This window comes from Humitalea sp. 24SJ18S-53 (genome assembly GCF_050632385.1).
In the GTDB taxonomy this organism is placed as follows: Bacteria; Pseudomonadota; Alphaproteobacteria; order Acetobacterales; family Acetobacteraceae; genus Humitalea.
The window spans coordinates 1,355,901-1,375,548 of record NZ_CP192599.1; the positions used below are offsets into that span (position 1 = coordinate 1,355,901).

General features: G+C 68.9%; 21 protein-coding genes, 2 tRNA genes and 1 pseudogene. 17 read left to right on the top strand and 7 right to left on the bottom strand.

What is annotated here, in order from left to right; genetic code table 11:
• The first annotated feature begins 3 nt into the window (after positions 1-3).
• Genes ACQW02_RS06610 through ACQW02_RS06635 form a run of 6 tightly spaced genes read left to right on the top strand, consistent with a single transcriptional unit; the run spans position 4 to position 5,710 of the window.
• The gene (locus ACQW02_RS06610; RefSeq protein ID WP_431284478.1) at positions 4-1,299 is read left to right on the top strand and encodes a pyruvate dehydrogenase complex dihydrolipoamide acetyltransferase; all 1,296 of its coding nucleotides are present in this window, start codon (positions 4-6) and stop codon (positions 1,297-1,299) included.
• Positions 1,296-1,781 (top strand): GNAT family N-acetyltransferase, encoded by a 486-nt coding sequence (locus ACQW02_RS06615; protein WP_431284479.1) that lies wholly within the window; start codon positions 1,296-1,298, stop codon positions 1,779-1,781. The genes ACQW02_RS06610 and ACQW02_RS06615 overlap by 4 nt, the downstream gene beginning before the upstream one ends.
• A complete protein-coding gene (gene lpdA / locus ACQW02_RS06620; protein ID WP_431284480.1) occupies positions 1,781-3,175 on the top strand; it encodes a dihydrolipoyl dehydrogenase in 1,395 nt (464 codons plus the stop codon). Before ACQW02_RS06615 ends, lpdA begins: the two co-directional genes overlap by 1 nt.
• A gap of 3 nt (positions 3,176-3,178) precedes the next feature.
• Positions 3,179-4,135: a lipoyl synthase gene (gene lipA / locus ACQW02_RS06625; protein WP_431284481.1), complete on the top strand. Its 957-nt coding sequence runs from the start codon at positions 3,179-3,181 to the stop codon at positions 4,133-4,135.
• Between the two features lies 1 nt (position 4,136).
• Positions 4,137-4,607, top strand: coding sequence for a type II toxin-antitoxin system RatA family toxin (locus ACQW02_RS06630; protein ID WP_431284482.1), 471 nt, complete (start codon positions 4,137-4,139; stop codon positions 4,605-4,607).
• 26 nt (positions 4,608-4,633) lie between these two features.
• The gene (locus ACQW02_RS06635) at positions 4,634-5,710 is read left to right on the top strand and encodes a threonine aldolase family protein (RefSeq protein WP_431284483.1); all 1,077 of its coding nucleotides are present in this window, start codon (positions 4,634-4,636) and stop codon (positions 5,708-5,710) included.
• Between the two features lie 3 nt (positions 5,711-5,713).
• Here the strand turns inward: ACQW02_RS06635 and ACQW02_RS06640 are convergent, their stop codons facing one another.
• From ACQW02_RS06640 to ACQW02_RS06660, 5 genes are read right to left on the bottom strand one after another with little or no spacing between them, the layout of a single operon-like run.
• Entirely contained in the window at positions 5,714-6,358 is a 645-nt protein-coding gene (locus ACQW02_RS06640; protein WP_431284484.1) for a LysE family translocator, read from the bottom strand.
• Between the two features lie 10 nt (positions 6,359-6,368).
• Positions 6,369-6,857, bottom strand: coding sequence for a CinA family protein (locus tag ACQW02_RS06645; RefSeq protein ID WP_431284485.1), 489 nt, complete (start codon positions 6,855-6,857; stop codon positions 6,369-6,371).
• Entirely contained in the window at positions 6,857-7,291 is a 435-nt protein-coding gene (locus ACQW02_RS06650) for a phosphatidylglycerophosphatase A family protein (protein ID WP_431284486.1), read from the bottom strand. Before ACQW02_RS06650 ends, ACQW02_RS06645 begins: the two co-directional genes overlap by 1 nt.
• Positions 7,278-8,111, bottom strand: a complete 834-nt coding sequence (locus tag ACQW02_RS06655; RefSeq protein ID WP_431284487.1) for an alpha/beta fold hydrolase — start codon at positions 8,109-8,111, stop codon at positions 7,278-7,280. Before ACQW02_RS06655 ends, ACQW02_RS06650 begins: the two co-directional genes overlap by 14 nt.
• Positions 8,111-10,069, bottom strand: coding sequence for a lytic transglycosylase domain-containing protein (locus ACQW02_RS06660; protein ID WP_431284488.1), 1,959 nt, complete (start codon positions 10,067-10,069; stop codon positions 8,111-8,113). Before ACQW02_RS06660 ends, ACQW02_RS06655 begins: the two co-directional genes overlap by 1 nt.
• 84 nt (positions 10,070-10,153) lie before the next feature.
• Here ACQW02_RS06660 and dapA point away from each other — a divergent pair, with 84 nt between their 5' ends.
• From dapA to ACQW02_RS06680, 4 genes are all read left to right on the top strand, one after another.
• Complete coding sequence (gene dapA / locus ACQW02_RS06665; RefSeq protein ID WP_431284489.1) at positions 10,154-11,032, top strand: 4-hydroxy-tetrahydrodipicolinate synthase; 879 nt, start codon at positions 10,154-10,156, stop codon at positions 11,030-11,032.
• Positions 11,032-11,532, top strand: coding sequence for an SsrA-binding protein SmpB (gene smpB, locus ACQW02_RS06670; protein WP_431284490.1), 501 nt, complete (start codon positions 11,032-11,034; stop codon positions 11,530-11,532). Before dapA ends, smpB begins: the two co-directional genes overlap by 1 nt.
• The gene (locus tag ACQW02_RS06675) at positions 11,529-12,671 is read left to right on the top strand and encodes an acetoin utilization protein AcuC (protein WP_431284491.1); all 1,143 of its coding nucleotides are present in this window, start codon (positions 11,529-11,531) and stop codon (positions 12,669-12,671) included. Before smpB ends, ACQW02_RS06675 begins: the two co-directional genes overlap by 4 nt.
• Before the next feature lie 160 nt (positions 12,672-12,831).
• Positions 12,832-13,299 (top strand): DUF192 domain-containing protein, encoded by a 468-nt coding sequence (locus ACQW02_RS06680; protein ID WP_431284492.1) that lies wholly within the window; start codon positions 12,832-12,834, stop codon positions 13,297-13,299.
• Between the two features lie 263 nt (positions 13,300-13,562).
• On the opposite strand, the gene ACQW02_RS06685 is transcribed toward ACQW02_RS06680, so the two are convergent.
• Positions 13,563-14,291, bottom strand: coding sequence for a hypothetical protein (locus tag ACQW02_RS06685; protein WP_431284493.1), 729 nt, complete (start codon positions 14,289-14,291; stop codon positions 13,563-13,565).
• A 126-nt stretch (positions 14,292-14,417) separates the two neighbouring features.
• On the opposite strand from ACQW02_RS06685, the gene ACQW02_RS06690 reads away from it, so the two are divergent.
• The 4 genes from ACQW02_RS06690 (at position 14,418) to ACQW02_RS06705 (ending at position 16,083) form a co-directional block, all read left to right on the top strand.
• Positions 14,418-14,494 (top strand) — tRNA-Pro (locus ACQW02_RS06690).
• Positions 14,495-14,511: 17 nt separating this feature from the next.
• Positions 14,512-14,829 carry an ETC complex I subunit gene (locus ACQW02_RS06695; protein WP_431284494.1) on the top strand — a complete coding sequence of 106 codons (318 nt, stop codon included), beginning with the start codon at positions 14,512-14,514 and terminating at the stop codon, positions 14,827-14,829.
• 324 nt (positions 14,830-15,153) lie between these two features.
• Positions 15,154-15,876: a THxN family PEP-CTERM protein gene (locus ACQW02_RS06700; protein ID WP_431284495.1), complete on the top strand. Its 723-nt coding sequence runs from the start codon at positions 15,154-15,156 to the stop codon at positions 15,874-15,876.
• Between the two features lie 130 nt (positions 15,877-16,006).
• Positions 16,007-16,083 (top strand) — tRNA-Arg (locus tag ACQW02_RS06705).
• A gap of 550 nt (positions 16,084-16,633) precedes the next feature.
• On the opposite strand, the pseudogene ACQW02_RS06710 reads toward ACQW02_RS06705, so the two are convergent.
• Positions 16,634-16,909, bottom strand: a pseudogene (locus ACQW02_RS06710) (recombinase zinc beta ribbon domain-containing protein); the annotation flags it as partial.
• 124 nt (positions 16,910-17,033) lie between these two features.
• On the opposite strand from ACQW02_RS06710, the gene tnpA reads away from it, so the two are divergent.
• From tnpA to tnpC, 3 genes are read left to right on the top strand one after another with little or no spacing between them, the layout of a single operon-like run.
• Positions 17,034-17,408: an IS66-like element accessory protein TnpA gene (gene tnpA, locus ACQW02_RS06715; protein WP_431282953.1), complete on the top strand. Its 375-nt coding sequence runs from the start codon at positions 17,034-17,036 to the stop codon at positions 17,406-17,408.
• On the top strand, positions 17,405-17,752 hold the full coding sequence (gene tnpB / locus ACQW02_RS06720) for an IS66 family insertion sequence element accessory protein TnpB (protein ID WP_431282954.1): 348 nt from the start codon (positions 17,405-17,407) through the stop codon (positions 17,750-17,752). Before tnpA ends, tnpB begins: the two co-directional genes overlap by 4 nt.
• A gap of 60 nt (positions 17,753-17,812) precedes the next feature.
• Complete coding sequence (gene tnpC / locus ACQW02_RS06725; protein ID WP_431282955.1) at positions 17,813-19,387, top strand: IS66 family transposase; 1,575 nt, start codon at positions 17,813-17,815, stop codon at positions 19,385-19,387.
• The last annotated feature ends 261 nt before the right edge of the window (positions 19,388-19,648 follow it).

Below are 19,648 nucleotides of genomic sequence, written 5' to 3' on the forward strand. Positions count from 1 at the left end.
ACCATGGCGACCAACATCCTGATGCCGGCGCTGAGCCCCACGATGACCGAGGGCACCTTGGCCCGCTGGCTCAAGAAGGAAGGCGACACCGTCAAGGCCGGCGACATCATCGCCGAGATCGAGACCGACAAGGCGACGATGGAAGTCGAAGCCGTGGATGAGGGCATCCTCGGCAAGATCCTGGTCGCCGATGGCACGGCCGGGGTGAAGGTCAACGACCCCATCGCGGTGTTGGTGGAGAAGGGCGAGGCGGTGCCGAGCGCCGCCGCAGTCCCGGCTGCCGCTGCCCCCGCACCGGCGCCCGCGCCCGTGACCACCGCCCCGGCACCCGTTTCGCCGGGCGCGGCCCAGGGCTTCAACCCGCAACCCGACCCGCCGAAGCCGGGCGACCGCACCATCGCATCCCCCCTGGCCCGCCGCATGGCCGCCCAGGCCGGGTTGTCGCTGGCCAGCATCGCCGGCTCCGGCCCGCAGGGGCGGATCGTGAAGGCGGATGTGGAAGCCGCCCTGTCGCGCCCCGCCACCGCCGCTCCGGCCGCCGCTGCCGCCCCGGCACCTGTCGCCGCGCCGGCACCGAAAGCAGCACCCGTCGCGGTCTCGGCCGCCCATACCGCCGTGCCGAACAGCACCATGCGCAAGGTCATCGCGCGGCGCCTGTCGGAATCCAAGCAGACCATCCCGCACTTCTACGCCTCGATGGAGATCGAGCTGGATGCGGCGTTGAAGCTGCGCGCCGACCTGAACGCGAAAAGCCCCAAGGAAGGGCCGGGCGCGTTCAAGCTTTCGGTCAACGACCTCATTATCAAGGCCGCCGCCGCCACGCTGCGTAAGTTCCCCGGCGTGAACGCGATGTGGACCGATGATGCGATCCTGCAGTTCCACGACGTCGATATCTCGGTCGCTGTGTCGATCCCCGACGGGCTGATCACGCCCATCGTGAAACAGGCCGACCGCAAGGGCCTGGCGACGATCAGCGCCGAGATGAAGGACCTGGCCGCACGCGCCAAGACCGGCAAGCTGAAGCCCGAGGAATTCCAGGGCGGCGGCTTCTCGATCTCCAACATGGGCATGTTCGGCGTCAGCCATTTCGCGGCGATCGTGAACCCGCCGCAGGCCGGCATCCTGGCCGTCGGCGCGGGCGAACAGCGGGCCGTGGTGAAGAACGGCGCGCTGGCCATCGCGACCATGATGACCGTCACCCTGTCGGTGGATCATCGGGTGATCGACGGCGCGCTGGCGGCCGAATGGCTGGCGGCGTTCAAGCGGATCGTCGAAGACCCCCTGAGCCTCATGCTGTGACCTTGTCGGTGCGCGACGCGGTGCCTGGCGATGTGCCGGTCATCGCGGGCTTTGTGCGCGCCCTGGCGGAGTTCGAACACCTGGCCCATGAGGCGGTGGGCACCGAACCCGAGTTTTTCGACGCTTTGTTCGGCACCCCTCGTCGCGCCGGCTGCCTCATCGCCGAGGTCGACGGCATCCCCGCCGGCATGGCGCTCTACCATTGGACCTTCTCCACCTTCCTGGCCAAGCCCGGCCGGTGGCTGGAGGACCTCTGGGTCGACCCGGCCTATCGCCGCCGCGGCATCGCGCGCGCGCTGTTCGCCCGGCTTTCGGCCGAAACCCTGGCCGAGGGTGGCGGGCGCCTGGCCTGGTCGGTGCTGGACTGGAATACGCCGGCCATCGCGACCTATGACGCGATGGGCGCGCAAAGCCTGAATGAATGGACCACGCGGCGCCTTGGCGGCGACGCGCTCAAAAACCTGGCAGCGGAGGCGGCGTGATGGCTGAAACCTATGACCTGATCGTCGTCGGCGGTGGTCCCGGCGGCTATGTCGCGGCGATCCGCGCGGCGCAGTTGAAGATGAAGGTCGCGTTGGTCGAACGCGAGAACCTGGGCGGCATCTGCCTCAACTGGGGCTGCATCCCGACCAAGGCGCTGCTGCGCGCGTCGGAGATCAACCACCTGCTGCACACGCTGGATGCCTATGGCTTCGCGGCCGACAACATCCGCTTCGACTTCGCCAAGGTGATCAAGCGGTCGCGCGGCGTCGCCGGCCAATTGTCGGGCGGCGTGAAGCACCTGATGAAGAAGAACAAGATCACCGTCTATGACGGGCAGGGCGCGCTCGCCGGCCCGGGCAAGCTGTCGGTGACCAAGGATGGGAAGTCGGTCGCGGATCTCGCGGCCAAGCACATCATCCTGGCGACGGGCGCGCGCGCCCGCACCATCCCGGGCATCGAGGCCGACGGCAAGCTGATCTGGACCTACCGCGAGGCGATGACGCCGCCCGCGCTGCCCAAGAAGCTGATCGTCATCGGGTCCGGTGCCATCGGCAGCGAATTCGCCAGCTTCTACCAGAACATGGGGTCGCAGGTGACCCTGATCGAAGTCATGGACCGCATCCTGCCGGTGGAGGACGCCGAGGTCGGCGCCTTCGTCCACAAGGCCTTTACCAAGCAGGGCATGACCGTGCTGATCAAGGCGCAGGTCCAGGGCGTCCGCAAGGGCGCCGATGACGTGACCGCGGTGGTCGAGGTCGATGGCAAGGTCAGCGAGATCAAGGCCGACCGCCTGATCTCCGCCGTCGGCATCGTCGGCAATGTCGAGGGCATCGGCCTGGAAGGCACCAAGGTCGTCGTCGATCGGACCCATGTCGTCACCGACCCGATGGGCCGGACCGGCGAACCCGGGGTCTATGCCATCGGCGACCTGACCGGCCCGCCCTGGCTCGCGCATAAGGCGAGCCATGAGGGGGTGATCTGCGTCGAGAATATCGCCGGGCTGCATCCGCATGCGATGGATGTGATGAACATCCCCGGCTGCACCTATTGCCGCCCGCAGGTCGCCTCGGTCGGGCTGACCGAGGCTGCGGCCAAGGCCAAGGGGCATGACCTCAAGGTCGGGCGCTTCCCCTTCATCGGCAATGGCAAGGCCATCGCCATGGGCGAGCCGGAAGGTTTCGTGAAGACGGTCTTCGACGCCAAGACCGGGGAATTGCTGGGGGCCCATATGGTCGGGCCCGAGGTGACGGAGCTGATTCAGGGCTACGTCATTGCCCGGACTCTGGAGAGCACCGAAGCCGAATTGATGCACACGGTCTTTCCGCATCCCACCGTCTCGGAAACGATGCATGAGTCGGTGCTTGATGCTTACGGCCGGGTGATCCACATCTAGCCTATGCGCGTCGAGATCAATCATGCCCGGACCGGGGCCGATCGGCACCCGGAAAAGGCCAATCGCCCCGACAACCCCATCCAGCGCAAGCCGGATTGGATCAGGGTCAAGGCGCCCAATCACCCGATCTACCACGAGACCCGTGAACTGATGCGGGCCAACCGCCTGGTCACGGTCTGCGAGGAAGCGGCCTGCCCGAACATCGGCGAATGCTGGTCGCAGCGCCACGCGACCATGATGATCATGGGCGAGACCTGCACCCGCGCCTGCGCCTTCTGCAATGTCGCGACCGGTATGCCCAACCCGCTGGATATCGACGAGCCACGCAGGGTCGGCGATGCGGTGGCCAAGCTGGGCCTGCGCCACGTCGTCATCACCAGCGTGGACCGGGACGACCTGAAGGACGGCGGGGCGCTGCATTTCGCCGAGACCATCGCCGCGATCCGCGCTTCGGCACCGGACACCACGATCGAAATCCTGACGCCGGATTTTTTACGCAAGGACGGCGCCCTGCCGGTGGTCGTTACGGCCCGGCCCGATGTGTTCAACCACAACCTGGAAACCGTGCCGCGTCTCTACCCGACGATCCGCCCGGGCGCCCGCTACTTCCATTCCCTGCGGCTGCTGGATCAGGTGAAGGCGCAGGATCCCTCCATCTTCACCAAGTCAGGCATCATGGTCGGCCTGGGCGAAACCCGCGGTGAAGTGCTGCAGGTGATGGATGACCTGCGCAGCGCCGACGTCGACTTCCTCACCATCGGCCAATATTTGCAGCCGACGAAGAAGCACGCCGCCGTGGACCGCTTCGTCCCCCCCGCCGAGTTCGAGGACTACGCCCGGATGGCGCGTGCGAAGGGGTTCCTGGTCGTCTCGGCGACGCCGCTGACCCGGTCGTCCTACCACGCGGACAGCGACTTCCTGGCCCTGCGCGCCGCGCGGGCGAAGATGCTCGCGGCCTGACATGCCGACGCATGCGGAAAAGCGCATCTTCCGGCATTCGCCGGAACAGATGTTCGAACTCGTGGCCGATGTCCGACGCTACCCGGAATTTTTACCGTGGTGCGTCGGCGCGCGGGTGCTGACCCGGACCGAAACGGAACTCGTCGCGGACCTGACCATCGGCTTCAAGATGTTCCGCGAATCCTTCCGTTCGCGCGTGACCTTGGACCGGCCTAGTCAGGTGGGCGTCACCTACGAAAACGGACCGTTCCGTTATTTGAACAATACCTGGAACTTCAAGCCGCATGCGCAGGGCTGCGAGGTCGATTTCTTCGTCGACTTCGAATTCCGCAGTGCCTTGCTCCAGGCCGTGATCGGCGTGGTGTTCAACGAGGCCGTGCGGGTGATGGTCGGCGCCTTCGAACGCCGGGCGCGCGTGCTCTATGGCCGCAATATCGCCCCGCCGAGTGCCGCCCCGGCCCACGTGACGTAGGGCATCGGCCCTGGCATGGTCGGGGCATGAACGCTTTTTCCTATATCCCCGCCCGTCCGGACCCCGCCCTCCCGCCGGTCCTGGCCAATCTCTACTCCGACACCCAGACCCGCCCGACGCCGGCGATGCGCGATGCCATGCACGCCGCCGATTGCGGCGACGAACAGCATGGCGACGACCCCACGGTCTGGGCGCTGTGCGACCGCATGGCGGCCCTGCTGGGCAAGGAAGCGGCGATGTTCCTGCCCTCCGGCACCATGTGCAACGTCGTTGCCCTGCTGGTGCATTGCCGCCCGGGCGATGAGGTCCTGGCCCATCGCACCGCGCACATCATCACCAGTGAACACGGCAACCACGCGGCCCTCGGCGGCATCATGATGAACCCGCTCGACGGCGCGCGGGGCCTGTTCGACGTGCCGACGCTAGAGGCCGCCCTGCGCTCCCGCAGCCGCTATTCGCCGCCCCAGGCGCTGCTGGAGGTTGAGCAGACCGCCAACCTCGGCGGCGGCGTTGTCTGGCCGCAGGCGCAGTTGGATGCGGTGCTGGCGCGCGGCCATGCGGCGGGCCTGGCCACCCACATGGACGGTGCCCGGCTGATGAATGCCGTGGTCGCGACCGCCATCCCCGCGGCCGAAATGGTCGCGGGCTGCGACAGCGTCTGGTTGGATTTCACCAAGGGGCTCGGCGCGCCGCTCGGTGCCGTGCTGGCGGGGAGCCAGGCCTTCATCTCCGAAGCCTGGCGCTGGAAGCAGCGGCTGGGCGGGTCGATGCGCCAGGGCGGAATTTCCGCCGCCGCCTGCCTCTATGCGATCGAGCACAACGTCGACCGCCTGGCCGAAGACCACGACAACGCCCGCGCCCTGGCGCGCGGCCTGTCGCAGATCCCGGGCATGGTGGTCGAAGCCCCCGACACCAATTTGGTGTTCTTCGATCCCCGCGGCGCCGGGCTGACGGCCGAGGCCTTTGCCGGGGCGATGCGTGCCAAGGGCGTGATGGTCAGCACCCTGGCGGGGCGGGTGCGGGCTTGCACGCATCTGGACGTGTCGGCGGCGCAGATCGAGGTTGCGCTGACCGCGGCACGGGCGGTCTGCGCCGCGGTGTGACGCTCAGCCCGCCGGGCGCCGCGCGAAGAGCAGCGTGGCGCCCAGCGCGCACATCACCGCGCCCGAGGCCTCCCGCATCCGCCGCATGATGATGGGCCGGGTCGCCAGCCCATCGCGCAGCGAGCCGGCCCCGAAGGCGACGCCGACATCGACGGCCGTGTTCAACACCACCGAAATCGCCCCGAGCACCAGGAACTGCGCCGCGACATCGCCCCGCGCCGGGTCGATGAATTGCGGTACGAAGGCCAGGAAGAAGGCCGCCGTCTTGGGGTTCAGCGCCTCGACCACGGCGCCTTCGCGAAACGCCTGCCGGAAGCCGCCGGGGCCCTGGAGCCCATCAGTCACCCCCGCCGGATCCTGCCTGGCCGCACGGATGGTCCTGACCCCGAGCCAGAGGAGGTAGAGCGCACCCGCCAGCTTCACCATGGCAAAAGCCTCGGCACTGGCCAGCACCAGCGCCGAGACGCCAAAGGCGCCGGCCGCGATGTGCACCGTGCCACCCAGCCCGGTCCCAAAGCTTGAAGCGATACCCGCCCCGCGCCCGCCGGCCAGGCTGCGCGCGGCGACGTAGAAGATGCCGGGGCCGGGTGTGGCCGCGATCAGCAAGGCGGCGGCGATGTAGAGCAGCAGGGCAGGGGTGTCGAACACGGCGGCCTCCTTAGGCGATGCTGGCGCGGGCCAGATTCAGCGCCGCCACCACCGTCTCGGCCCGCACCGCCGCCCGGTCGCCCGGAAACACGAAGCGCAGCACCCGCGTCTCGCCGCCCCGCCGTGCCGCGGCGACGAAGACCAGCCCCACCGGCTTGTCCGGCGTCGCCCCGCCCGGCCCCGCGATGCCGGTGGTCGAGACCGCGACATCCGCGCCTGTCGCCCGCAGCGCGCCCTCGGCCATCGCCCGCGCGCAGACTTCGCTGACCGCGCCATGGCTTTCCAGCACCGTCGCCGGCACGCCCAGCATCTGCATCTTCTGACCGTTGGAATAGGTCACGAAGCCACCGTGCACGCAGGCCGAACTGCCCGCGATCGCGGTTAGCGCCGCCGCCACCAGCCCCCCGGTGCAGGATTCGGCCGTGGCGATCCACAGGCCCCGGGCCTGCAAATCGGCCAGCAGGGCGGCGGATTGGTCCAGGGTCGATTGCGGCAGCATCACAAAAATATCCTTGCGCAGATCAGCACGATCGCGGCGAAAGCGCCGGCCAGCATGTCATCCCCCATCACCCCCAGCGCGCCGGGCTGCCGGTCGATCCAGCCGATCGGACCGGGCTTGGCGATGTCGAACAGGCGGAACAGGGCGAAGGCGCCCAGCACCCAGGCCAGGAAGCCAAGCCCCGCGACGGCCGGCACCGCGGCCAGGGCCAGCGCTTGGCCGGCACCCTCATCCACCACGACCCAGCCCGGATCGTCGGTCCGGTCGCGCAGGGCCCAGAACCCCAGCACCAGGCACAGCACCGACACGGCCAGGCAGGCCCATGGCCCGGCCCAGGCAAAGGGCAGCACCACCGCCGACCCCCAGGTGCCGGGGGCAGGGCGCAGATGCCCGACGCCGCCCAGCGAGGCGACGCGGTCGCTAAGCGATGCCATCGAGGAAATCATCCAGCACCGGGTCCACCGCCGCGCCACTCAGTGGCGGCGCATGCCCGACCCCCGGCACCGACACCACCCGCAGGTCGGGTTTTTCCCGCCGCATCCGGGCGACCGTGGCGGCGCTCAGCAAGCGGCTTTCCTCACCCCAGACCAGCAAGGTCGGCAATTGCGCCGAGCCTTGCCAGAACCGCCACAGATCGGGCGGCGGGCCGCCGCTTGCGGCCTCGGCCAGGCGGATGTCCCAGCGCGGGTGCAGCCGCCCGTCCTCGCCCTGGGCGTAGGTCAGCCCCGCCATGTCCCGCCAGCCGGCATCGTCCAGCCCGAGTGGCGGCATGTGGCGCCGCACATGCGCCGTCGCCGCATCCAGGTCGGCCAGCGCGGGGTCGGTGCCGACAAAATCCCGCACGTCATCCAGGCCCGGTGCTTCCAGCGCCGGCCCGATGTCGTTCAGCACCACGCCGCGCAGCAAGGTCGCGCGCAGCACCGGGATGATCATCGACAGCAGCCCGCCGAAGGATGTCCCGACCGCGACCGCCCGGTGCAGCCCCAGCGCCGCGCAGGAATCCAGCACGTCACGCAGCGCATGTTCGGCCGAATAGCGGCCGAGGTCCTGGGAGCGGCCGCTTTCGCCGTGCCCCGCGTAATCCAGCGCCACGACCCGCCGCGTGCCGCCGTGGCGGGCGGCCAGCCGGGCGAAATCCAGGCTGGTCCGCGACAGGCCCGGCAGGCAGAGCAGCGGCGTGCGGTCTTCCGGCCCCGCCCAGTCCCGCGCCGCCAACGGCAGCCCGTCGCCGGCGTGGTACCGGACCAGCCGCATCAGTTGGCGACCAGCAGGGTCCGGCGCAGCGGATGCTCGCGCCCGCCGCCATCGGCGGTGCGGGCGCGGTAGACCACCAGGTTCTCGATGATGCGCTGCACGTAGTTGCGGGTTTCGCTGAACGGGATCTGTTCGATCCAGTCCAGCGGATCGGTGCCGCCCCGCGGATCGCCGTAGGTGCCCATCCATTCATCCGCCCGACGCGGCCCGGCGTTGTAGGCCGCCGCGGCCAGCACCACCGACCCACCAAAACGATCCATCATCTCGGCCAGATAGGCCGAGCCCAGCCGCAGGTTGAGCGACGGGTCCTGCGTCAGCATCGGCAGCGCATAGGGCACGCCCACCCGCCGCGCCGTGGCGGCGGCGGTGGAGGGGATCAACTGCATCAACCCCCGCGCATTGGCCGAGGAGACGGCCGAGGCGTCGAAATTGCTCTCCTGCCGCGCGATCCCGAAGACCAGCGCGGCCTCGGCGCCGCCATCGGGGGCGGCGACCGGGGTCGGCCAGCCTTCGGGGTGGATCATCACCCCATCGGCCCCGGCCCGGCGCGCGACCCAGACGGCGTTGTCCGGCCGGCCCGTGACATTGGCCAGACGCGCGATCATCAGCCGGTCGCCGGCGTCGGGTGCCAGATCCTCCAGCCGCAGCAGGAACTGCCGGGTGCGGCTGCTGTAGCCGAGGTCGTTCAGCGCCAGCACGGCGCGCACCATCTCCCGCTCACCAAAGCCCGCAACCTGCGGCGGGGTCAGGGTCGCGGTGACGATGCCGTTGATACGGGCGGAAAGGGCGCCAGGGTCGGGATCCAGGGCCAGGGCCGCCAACTGCCCGTAGAAGGCGGTCGGGTACGCCGCGGCCTCGGCGAATTTTTCCCGGGCGCGGACGGTCTGCTGCTGCGCCATCAGGGCGCGGCCTTGCCAGTAGCCGCTGCGGGCGCGGGTGATCACGCTGTTCGCGCCTTCGCCGACCGCGACGAAATGGCGCTGGGCCATGGCCGGTTCGTCCAGCTTGCGCAGGGCGAACCAGCCGGCCAGGAACTCGGCCTCCTGCCGCGGTTCGCCCGGGATGGCCTGGCCGTGGTTGGCGGCGACGTTATAGGCGGCGCGGGCGTCGCCCAGGCGCAGCAGCTTGCGGGCCAGCACCTGGCGTTCGGTCCAGATGGCTCGCTGCCCGGCCTCCGGCAGGTTGCGCTGCAGGGGGGCGGCCGTCGCCCAGACGGCGGCGGCCTCGGCATCGCGGTCGCGGCGGCGCAGCAGGCGGGCGCGTTCGGCCAGGACCCCGATGTCGCGCGACGAGGCCGCGCTGTCCGGGTCGGCCCCGTCCGAGGCCATGGACAGCCGCAGGTTCGCGTTCGCCCGGCGGTTGCCGTCCAGGCGCGGGGCCTGGCGACCGGCGGCGGCGAAGTCCCGCGACCAGGCCAGGCGGTCGAAGCGTTCCGCATGGGCATCGGCGGTCAGCAGGGCGGCGTAGCGGGCCAGCAGCGATTCCTCGGCCAGCGCATCGGGTGTCGCGCTGATCCAGGCGGCGCGCAGCGGGGCGGCGGCCTCGGCGCCGCGACCGCTGCGGGACAGGGCGTCGGCCTGGCGGGCGGCGCCATCCAGGGTGCGGGCCGGGAAGCGGGCGAAATGGGCGATGGCCAGGGCGTCATCGGAGTCGGTCGCCAGGGCTTCCTCGGTCCGTCGCAGCAGCGCGTCCTGCGCCGGCCAGTCGGGGTTTTCCCCGGCGAAAGCCACCAGTTCCGAAGCGCCCGCCTGGCCACGGCGTTGCAGCCGGTCCCAGGTCACGATTTTTCGCACCAGCGGGTCGGCGTTGGTGGCGAAGCCATCGGCCTCCGCCGTGCGGCCACCGACGGAGGCGGCCATGGCCTGGCGCCCGGCGGCGCGTTGGGCCTCGGTTGCCCATGGCTGGGCCAGGACCGGGGCAGGGGAGGCGAGGAGGAGGAGGATCAGGGCGCGACGCATGGTCGCCACGCATAGCCGAATCTCGCCGACTTGTCCCAGCCCGTCGCAGGACCTAGGTTCCGCGCCTGAATAAGGAAGAAGCGGATGTTCCAAGGTAGCCTGGTCGCACTGATCACCCCCATGCGTCCCGATGGCAGCCTGGACGAGAAAGCTTTCCAGGACTTCGTGTCCTGGCAGATCGCCGAGGGCACCGAGGGGCTGATCCCCGTCGGCACCACGGGCGAAAGCCCCACCCTGAGCCATGCCGAGCACAAGCGGGTCGTCGAACTCTGCATCGCGACCGCGGCCGGCCGCGTGCCGGTGATCGCCGGTGCCGGCAGCAACAGCACGTCCGAGGCGATCGACCTGACCCGCCATGCCAAGCAGGCGGGTGCCACGGCGGCGCTGGTTGTCACGCCCTATTACAACAAGCCGACGCAGGAAGGCCTGTATCGCCATTACATGGCGATCGCCGATGCCGTGGACCTGCCGATCGTGATCTACAACATCCCGCCGCGCAGCGTGGTCGACATGTCGGTCGAGACCATGGCCCGCCTGGCCAAGCACCCCAATATCGTCGGCGTGAAGGATGCGACCGCCAACCTGGCGCGGCCGATCCATACCCGTCTCGCCTGCGGCCCCGAATTCTCGCAGCTGTCGGGCGAGGACCATACCGCCATCGCCTTCCTGGCCGCCGGTGGCCATGGCTGCATTTCCGTGACCGCCAATGTCGCCCCCCGGCTCTGCGCCGAGATGCACCGCGCCTGGGCCGCCGGGCGCGTCGCGGATGCCATGGCGATCCAGGAGCGCCTGACCCCCGTGCATGACGCGATGTTCTGCGAAGCCAGCCCGGGGCCTGTGAAGGTGGCGGCGCAATTGCTGGGCTTGGCGGGCGACACCTGCCGACTGCCGCTGGCCCCCGTGGCCGATGCCAACAAGACCCGGGTCAAGGCGGCGCTGCAAGAGGCCGGGTTGCTCAACTGATGGCAGCCTCCCCGAAGAAGAAAGGCCTGATCAGCCACGGCACCGCGGCGCAGAACCGCAAGGCCCATTACGACTTCAAGATCAACGAGACGCTTGAGGCCGGCATGGTTTTGCTCGGCGCGGAAGTCAAATCCCTGCGCGCCGGCCGGGCCGCCATCGGCGAAGCCTGGGCCGGTGAGCGGGACGGGGAGATGTGGCTCTACAACTGCTATATCCCCGAATGGCAGACCAATTCCTTCATGGCGAAGTTCGAGCCGCGTCGCCCGCGTAAACTCTTGATGTCGCATAAGCAGATCAGCACCTGGGCCGGCGCCGTCACCCGCCAGGGCGCGACGATCGTGCCGCTGGAAATCCTGTTCAACGAACAGGGGCGGGCAAAGGTGAAACTCGGGCTGGCCGAGGGCAAGCAGGCCCACGACAAGCGCGCCACCATCGCCGCCCGCGACTGGCAGCGCGACAAGGCCCGGGTCATGCGCGACAAGGGCCGCGAACACGGGTGACCGGGTACGACCCGGCTCGGCGGCCCGTCTACATCGGGCACGAGATCTACCGCCACAGCACCTACGGCCCGAAACACCCGCTTGCCATTCCCCGCGTCCCCGTCGTCACCGACCTTGTGACCGCGCTGGGCTGGTTGCCCGACGACCAGTTCCTGCAAAGCCCGCGGGCGACGCCCGAAGCGCTGCTGGCCTTCCATACCCCCGACTACCTGGCCGCGCTGCAACGGGCCGAGGCGACGCAGTCGGTCAATGATGCCGACCGCGCCCGGCATCGCATCGGCGCGGACGGCAACCCGGTCTACCGCGAAATCTTCTCCCGCCCCGCCACGGGCGCCGGAGGCGTGATGCTGGCCGCGGCGCTGACGGCCGGGGGCGGTGTCGTGCATGTGCCCGGCGGCGGCACCCATCATGGGCGGCCGGATCGGGCGAGTGGGTTCTGCTACCTGAACGACTGCGTGCTCGGCTGCCTGGAATGGCTGGGGCAGGGGCTGACCCGAATCCTCTACCTGGACCTGGACGCGCATCACGGCGATGGCGTGCAGGACGCTTTTGCGACCGACCCGCGCGTGCTGACCCTGTCGATCCATGAGGCCGGGCGTTGGCCGTTTACCGGTGCCCTGGAGGACAGGGCCGGCGGCATCGCGCGCAATATCCCGGTGCCCCAGGGCTACCATGACGCCGAGGCGACCTGGGTCCTGCACAATGCCATCCTGCCGATCCTGCGGTATTGGCGGCCGCAGGCGGTGATGATCCAGGCCGGGGCCGATAGTCTGGCCGACGACCCGCTGGCGAAACTGTCGCTGACCAACGCCGCCTATCGCGCCACCCTGGCGGCGGTGATGCCCTTGGCGCCGCGGCTGATCCTGCTGGGCGGCGGCGGGTATAACCCGTGGTCGGTCGGGCGCTGCTGGGCCGGGCTTTGGGCCACGCTGAATGGCTTGCCGATCCCCGAAACATTGCCCCCGGCGGCTGAGGCGGTGTTGCGGGCGCAGTCCCTCAACCGCGCCGCCGGGCGCAACCCGCCCGACCACTGGTTCACCACGCTGGCCGACCCCGCCCCCGAACCGAGGGCGGTGCGGGAGGTCGTGCGGACCGCTTGCGCCCGCGTGCTGGAGGATATCCCGCGCGGCCAGGACTGAGGTTTTCCGTGGGTTTTGCGGCTTTCGGACAAATAGCCTGGGGGCGGGGACAAGGCTCCGCCCTTGACCCGGACAGGATAGCATCGGCCGGGCCAAAGGGGGGGTGGAAAATATTCCCGTGCGGATGACAGCCGCCCGGGCGCGTGGCAGGCTTGGCGCCATGATCAGACGCGCGCTGCTTGCCCTCCTCCTCCTCGCCCCCATGGTTGCGTCGGCCCAGACCGGCCCGCAGCCGACCTTGCCGGTCGAACCGCTGGTCATCACCACGCGCGACGGCACGAGGCATGCCTTCACGGTGGAAATGGCGATCCGGCCCGAACAGCAGATGACCGGGCTGATGTTCCGCCCGGAAGTGAAGCCGGATGAGGGGATGCTGTTCGACTGGGGCACCCCGCGCGAAAGCGCCATGTGGATGATGAACACCATCACCTCGCTGGACATGGTCTTCATCACCCAGGACGGGCGCATCCACCGCATCGCCGAACGCACGGTGCCCTATTCGTTGGCCTCGATCGAAAGCCGCGGGCCGGTGCGGGCGACCCTGGAACTGGCGGCGGGGACGGCGGAACGGCTGGGGCTGCGGGTCGGCGACCGGGTGCAGCAGCGGATTTTCGGCAACGCGCCGTAATCCGGCGGACCCCAGGGCCTGTGGACAATTGGCTTCGGGATGCGGTCGGCGAGCAAAGCCAACGCGGCAGGTGCGGAAAAGCGCCGCCGAACGCGCCGGAAGCCAAATGTCCACAGGCCCTAGGGGCAGCGCCCGTCGGCTTTTTTGCCCCGCGACCGCCTGGACCAATTTCGGTTCGCAAGGGCCCGCGTCAACCGGCCCAGATCGTTGTTTTGGCGCATTTTTCCGCGTTGCCCGGCGATTCCGCCTGACGTGAAAATGCTCTACGGCGGCGGATCGGGGCGGTGGATGATGCGGTAGCGCGCCTGCAGCGCGGTGCCGGGCGGCGGCGGTTCCAGGGTACCGAGATAGGAATCCAGCCAGGGGCTCCATGCCGTGCCCAGGGCGGCGGGCCGCGCGGGAACGTCGGTGTTGAAGAACTGCGTCGCCGCATCGGGCAGCGCCGCCCCCAGCAGCCGGGGTGCGGTGGAGACATGGAGCGACACGGTGCCGGGCAGGATCCAGCGACCGTCCTCCTGGCGCGCGGCGGCCAGGTTCAGATCGCCGTTTCGCCCGGACATCCGGGAGCCGGAGTGCAAGGAGAGATAGGCCGGGGCGTCCTGCATCGGCCGCGGCGGCACGAGGCCGGGGGGCAGGCGGATTTCCACCGCCAGGTCCAGCCGCCGGCCGTTCACCAGGGGCGGCACGTCCCGCTGCAGCCAGGCCAGGCCGCCCAATCCGGTGATCGTGACGGCCATGACGCCGAGGGCCGCGCCAAAGCCACGCGCGATGCCCTTGGCGTCCGGCCCGCCGGCGAGGCGGCAGACGACAAGCCCGACCAGCGTCCCGATGAGGAAGCTGAGCAGGCCGAGGCCGATGACGTAGTAGCCGGCGCCGCCTTCGAAACTGGAGATGCGCCGCCAGGGGACGGACCACTGGGCCATCATGCCGCCGTAGACCGCGGCGAAGACGCCCGTCAGCAGCCCGAAGAAGACAGTCGGAAGCCAATGCATCTGGTTCTCGCGCCCCGGGGTTCGAACGATACGACAGTGTCACAGCCAGCGGCGCGCGGCCAATGCGGCGCGACGCGCGCGGGGGCGGTATCGCTGCGCCGCGAAACCCGGTAAGAGGCGCCGGCGCGGGGTGTAGCTCAGTCTGGTAGAGCGCTACGTTTGGGACGTAGAAGTCGCAGGTTCGAATCCTGTCGCCCCGACCACCTCCAGGGATCATCGCATGGCCCGCATCGCACGCATCCACCAGCCGCCGCGTTCGGCCATGCAATCCGGCCGCGCCGGCACGCATCAATGGGTGCTGAGCTTCCCGGCGACAGGCCAGAAGCGCCTGGACCCGCTGACCGGCTGGTGGGGGTCGGGCGATACCGAGGGGACCGAGGTGGTGCTGTGCTTCCCGACGCGGGCGGACGCCGTCGCCTATGCCACGGCCCAGGGCCTGGCCTTCGAGGTCGAGGAACCCCCGGCGCCGCGGGCGATCAAGCCCAAGGTCTATGCCGACAACTTCAAGTTCGGCCGCGCGACCAACTGGACGCATTGACGCCGGTTTCGCGCACCGCTGCCTGACGGGGCGGCTTGACGGGACGGCCTGACGGGTCTCGGTCCCGGATTTCCCTCATTGACCGCTTCGGCGCGCCGGCTGGTCCGGGGCGCGATGACGTGCGCGCGGCACGCCGCCGCCGCCTGGGGCGTCGCGTTGGATTTCTTTACGATACCAAAAGGTAACGTCCGTTTCTTTGTATAAGCCATTGTAATTGCGTTGTTTTTGGCGTGGCACGCATTTCGCTTTTATGTCTTCACCGTCAATGCCGGCACGTGGTGCAGGTGTCCGGCGGCCCGGTTCGAAGTCACAAAGGAGAACGTTATGAGGACGCAATTGCTTCAATCCGTCGCCGTCGGCGCCCTGGCCCTCGGCCTGGGCATGGCGACCGCCAGCGCTGCCAACATCACCATCAATTCGACCGCGCCGACGTGGGGCGGGACCGTCGGCGGCACCAACGTCAACACCACCACGTCGGGCGGCGGGAACGCCACCGTCTACCAGATCCGTTGGGGCACCAGCACCGGCCAGGGGCAGAGCGGCCTCGGCTTCGATCCGGCGAACCCGCCGCTTGCGGTCATCCCGACCGAGACGACCTTCCTGCTCGGCACGCTGACCCATTACAACAACCCGATCGGCGGTGGCTCGGCCGCGTCCAGCACGGTGCTGAGCCTGCTGACGAACGTCGCGGGCGCGACCCCGGTGAACCAGACCTTCCAGTATCGGTTCAACATCAACGAAACGACGAACGCGCCGCCGTGCCAGTTCCCGCAGGGCCCGGATTGCGCCGACCAGATCACCTTCACCAACCTGGACACGACGTCGACCTTTGAAGTCGGTGGCGTCTACTACACGATCGCCCTGGTCGGCTTCTCGACCAATGGCGGCAACACCATTGTGAACGACTTCATCAGCGAAGAGGGTGGCTCGCGTAGCGCCGGCCTCTATGCCCGGATCACGACCAATGTGCCGGAGCCGGCGACCTTGGCGCTGTTCGGCACGGCGTTGGTGGGGCTGGGCCTGGCCCGGCGTCGCCGCGTCCACTGAGACGTCGCGTCTGACAAGAGGGGGGCCGGCGCAGGTGATGCGCCGGCCCTTCCTGTTTGCGGCCCCTTCTGTTTTGCCGTGGCGCGAGGCGGTTCAAAACGCTGGCGCTTTCGCCTACACAGGATAGAAGGCGCCCGTAGCTCAGCTGGATAGAGCATCGGATTTCTACTCCGTCGGTCGGGGGTTCGACTCCCTCCGGGCGCACCATCCCTCTTTCGAGCATCTGAACGTCTCCCAACAGCTTGAATGGCATGGAGATTTTGGCGGTTCGATAGCCCTCACCGCGAACGTATGGCAGACGGTCCGCGAAGGCGAGTTTCAGCACCGCGCGGCGGTCTTCGATCCTATCAGACTTCCAAAGATTACAAGGGTTTGAGAGGAAATCGAACGCGGTTCGATAAGTCTCACCAAAACTCTTCAGCGGCTTGCCGCCTCCGGCCATCCGCTCGCGCATGATCGCCTTCTCCGTCTCAAGCTCCTTGATCCGCCGCTCATAGGCAGAGATCACCGACGCGCTGGTCGCCTCGACGACGCGATCCAGCAGTTGCTCAACTTTTTTCTCGACCGCGCGAAGCTGCGCTTGCAGCGTCGCGCCTTGCGTCCGCGTGCTCGCGAGCTTCGCATCCCACAGGTCACGGAACATTTGGAAGGCGAGGTTGAACAGACCCTCTGATGGCCGCAGCTCGCCGAGCAGCGTCTCGAATTGCCCCTCGATCACATCCTTGCGGATCGACTTCCGAGTCTCCGGACAGCCGCGCGTATCGCACAGATAGTAGGGATAGCGGGCACTGCGGCCCTTAGACCAACAGGCGGTCAGCGGCTCGTTGCAGTGGCCACAGGTGACGAACCCGCGCAGCGGGAATTCGTCGGACAGGTCGCGCCGCGCCGGAGCCTTCGCCATCCGACCGAACCGCCGATCCTGAACGGCCTGCCAAGTGGCTAGGCTCACAAGAGGCTCATGCTTGGCAGGAACCAAGCTAAGGCCCCAGTCGTCATAGGTGATATGGCCCGCATAGACGGGGCGCGAGATCATCTCGTTGACCCGCTCGATATGTACCCATCCGGCGAGGGCCGCCTACCGCGATTTGGCTGAGCCTGTCTTTTGCTCTTACGGGCGTTCTTTCGAGCGCCGTTAAGGGCGGAGGCTGGGTTTCGGGATGGAGATCATCACGGGCGTCGAGCGACGGCGCCGCTGGCGGGCTGAGGAGAAACTGCGGATCCTGGCCGAGTTGGACGAACCCGGTGCCATGTTCAACGAGGTGGCGCGTCGGAACGATGTCAGCCGTGGCTTGCTGTGGCAGTGGCGCGACGCGCGGCGGCGCGGCAGGCTTGCGGCAGATGTCGCGACCTTCGTCCCGCTGCGCGTGGTGCCGGAGTTGGCGGGACCGGCATCACCGACGACTTGCACCGATCCTGACAGAGAGCCGGACGAGCGCATCGAGATCATGCTTGCCGACGGCACCATGGTGCGCGTGACGGACCGGATCAGCACCATGGCCCTGCGTCGCATCCTGGCAGCACTGCGCGGATGATCCCGGTCCCTTCCGGCGTGCGGGTCTGGTTGGCGGTTGGCCACACCGACATGCGCCGCGGCATGAACGGCCTGGCGCTACAGGTGCAGCAGGCCCTTGGGCGCGATCCCCATGCCGGCGATCTCTACGTATTCCGGGGACGCCGCGGCGATCTGCTGAAAATCGTCTGGCATGACGGCCTCGGCATGTCGCTCTACGCCAAGAGGCTGGAACGCGGCCGGTTCATCTGGCCCTCGCCGGCGGACGGATCGGTCGCGATCTCGGGCGCGCAGCTGGCCTATATGCTCGACGGAATCGACTGGCGAAATCCGCAACGGACATGGCGGCCGGAAGTCGCAGGATAGATCAGCGCCGCGACGAATTCCGACTACCTGCCGCGGGCGGTCTGTGATTCCATCCTTGGCATGACGCCGACGCCGGACAGCCTGCCCGACGATCTCGAAGCCCTGCGCGCAGCGCTGGCGGCAGAGCAACTGGCCCGGCGCGAGGCCGAGGCACGTGCCTGCGGGGCCGAGACGATGGTGGCCCATCTCAAGCTGCTGATCGCCAGGCTCAGGCACGATAGGTTTGGCGCCTCCTCCGAGCGCGGCCGCAAGCTGCTCGACCAGTTGGAACTGGAACTCGACGAGGTGGTCACGGCCGCCAGCGAGCAGGCCACAAAGGCCGAGACCGCCCCCGGCCAGCGGTCCGGCCCACCCGGCCGCAAGCCCGTCCGTGCCCCGCTGCCGGCGCATCTGCCGCGCGAGCGGGTGGTGATCGCGGCCCCGTCGGCCTGTCCCTGCTGCGGCGGCAGGCTGGCCAAGCTCGGCGAGGATGTCACGGAGACGCTGGAGGTGGTGCCGCGCCAGTGGAAGGTGATCCAGACCGTGCGCGAGCGGTTCTCCTGCCGATCCTGCGAGAGCATCACCCAGCCGCCGGCGCCGTTCCACCCGATCGCTCGCGGTCGTGCCGGACCGAACCTGCTGGCGATGATCCTGGAGGCGAAATTCGGCCAGCACCTGCCGCTGAACCGCCAGAGCGAAAGCTATGGCCGCGAGGGGATCGAGCTCAGCGTATCGACGCTGGCCGACTGGGTCGGCACCTGCACCGCCATGCTGGCGCCCCTGGTGACGCTGATCGACGCCCACGTTCTGGCCGGGCCGCGATTGCATGGCGACGACACCACGGTGCCGCTGCTGGCCAAGGGCAGGACCGTCACGGCGCGGCTCTGGACTTATGTGCGTGACGACCGGCCCTTTGCCGGCCCGGCACCGCCGGCGGCGATGTTCCGCTATTCGTGCGACCGCACGGCCGAGCACCCGAACCGGCACCTGGCGGGCTACGCCGGGATCCTGCAGGCGGATGCCTATGCCGGGTTCAACGACCTCTACGTGCCGGGGCGCAGGCCGGGCCCGGTGACGGAGGCGGCCTGCTGGGCGCATGGCCGGCGCAAGCTGTTCAATCTGGCCGAGGTCGCCCGGGCGCCGCTGGCCGCCGAGGCGGTGCGACGGATCGACGCGATCTTTGACGCCGAGCGCGCCATCAATGGCCTGCCGGCCGACCAGCGCCTGGCCGAGCGCCAGAAGCATATCGCGCCGTTGGTCGCAGACCTCGAAGCCTGGATGCGTGAGACCCGCGCCAGGCTGTCGCGGCACAATGATCTGGCCAAGGCGATGGACTACATGCTGAAGCGCTGGGACGCGTTCACGCGCATCCTCGGCGATGGCCGGATTTGCCTGACCAACAACGCCGCCGAGCGCGCCCTGCGTGGCATCGCGCTCGGGCGGAAGTCGTGGCTGTTCGCCGGCTCCGATCGCGGCGGGGAGCGCGCCGCGGCGATGTACTCGCTCATCGTCACCGCCAAGCTCAACGATGTGGATCCGCGCGCCTGGCTGGCCGACGTGCTCGTCAGGATCGCCGACCACCCGGCCTCCCGGCTGGACGAATTGCTGCCCTGGAACTGGAAGGGCGACCAGGCCAAAGACGCCGCTGCCGCCTGACAGCCAGCCCGCCGTGGCCCTCGGCGGATGCTTACCTCGATATGGACTTCGTTGTTCGAGTTGCGCGGGTATGCGGCCTGCGCTTCCAGGAAGCGTTTGACCTCCGTCACTGTCTCGAACCGGCCCGAGGCGAAGCCTTCAAGGGCCTCCGCGATGATCGACGCCAACGGCTCGTCGCGCGTTAGAAGCTTGCCGTGGCCTTCCACCCGCTGATAGCGGTAGCCGATGGGCGCGCGCGTTACCCAATAGCCGTTCATGGCG

Excerpts from the sequence above, each read along its gene's own strand:
- ACQW02_RS06610 (WP_431284478.1), top strand. The coding sequence starts at position 4 with ATGGCGACCAACATCCTGATGCCGGCGCTGAGCCCCACGATGACCGAG.
- lpdA (WP_431284480.1), top strand. The coding sequence starts at position 1,781 with ATGGCTGAAACCTATGACCTGATCGTCGTCGGCGGTGGTCCCGGCGGC.
- lipA (WP_431284481.1), top strand. The coding sequence starts at position 3,179 with ATGCGCGTCGAGATCAATCATGCCCGGACCGGGGCCGATCGGCACCCG.
- ACQW02_RS06630 (WP_431284482.1), top strand. The coding sequence starts at position 4,137 with ATGCCGACGCATGCGGAAAAGCGCATCTTCCGGCATTCGCCGGAACAG.
- ACQW02_RS06635 (WP_431284483.1), top strand. The coding sequence starts at position 4,634 with ATGAACGCTTTTTCCTATATCCCCGCCCGTCCGGACCCCGCCCTCCCG.
- ACQW02_RS06645 (WP_431284485.1), bottom strand. The coding sequence starts at position 6,857 with ATGCTGCCGCAATCGACCCTGGACCAATCCGCCGCCCTGCTGGCCGAT.
- ACQW02_RS06650 (WP_431284486.1), bottom strand. The coding sequence starts at position 7,291 with ATGGCATCGCTTAGCGACCGCGTCGCCTCGCTGGGCGGCGTCGGGCAT.
- ACQW02_RS06655 (WP_431284487.1), bottom strand. The coding sequence starts at position 8,111 with ATGCGGCTGGTCCGGTACCACGCCGGCGACGGGCTGCCGTTGGCGGCG.
- ACQW02_RS06660 (WP_431284488.1), bottom strand. The coding sequence starts at position 10,069 with ATGCGTCGCGCCCTGATCCTCCTCCTCCTCGCCTCCCCTGCCCCGGTC.
- dapA (WP_431284489.1), top strand. The coding sequence starts at position 10,154 with ATGTTCCAAGGTAGCCTGGTCGCACTGATCACCCCCATGCGTCCCGAT.
- smpB (WP_431284490.1), top strand. The coding sequence starts at position 11,032 with ATGGCAGCCTCCCCGAAGAAGAAAGGCCTGATCAGCCACGGCACCGCG.
- ACQW02_RS06680 (WP_431284492.1), top strand. The coding sequence starts at position 12,832 with ATGATCAGACGCGCGCTGCTTGCCCTCCTCCTCCTCGCCCCCATGGTT.
- ACQW02_RS06685 (WP_431284493.1), bottom strand. The coding sequence starts at position 14,291 with ATGCATTGGCTTCCGACTGTCTTCTTCGGGCTGCTGACGGGCGTCTTC.
- ACQW02_RS06695 (WP_431284494.1), top strand. The coding sequence starts at position 14,512 with ATGGCCCGCATCGCACGCATCCACCAGCCGCCGCGTTCGGCCATGCAA.
- ACQW02_RS06700 (WP_431284495.1), top strand. The coding sequence starts at position 15,154 with ATGAGGACGCAATTGCTTCAATCCGTCGCCGTCGGCGCCCTGGCCCTC.
- tnpA (WP_431282953.1), top strand. The coding sequence starts at position 17,034 with ATGGAGATCATCACGGGCGTCGAGCGACGGCGCCGCTGGCGGGCTGAG.
- tnpB (WP_431282954.1), top strand. The coding sequence starts at position 17,405 with ATGATCCCGGTCCCTTCCGGCGTGCGGGTCTGGTTGGCGGTTGGCCAC.
- tnpC (WP_431282955.1), top strand. The coding sequence starts at position 17,813 with ATGACGCCGACGCCGGACAGCCTGCCCGACGATCTCGAAGCCCTGCGC.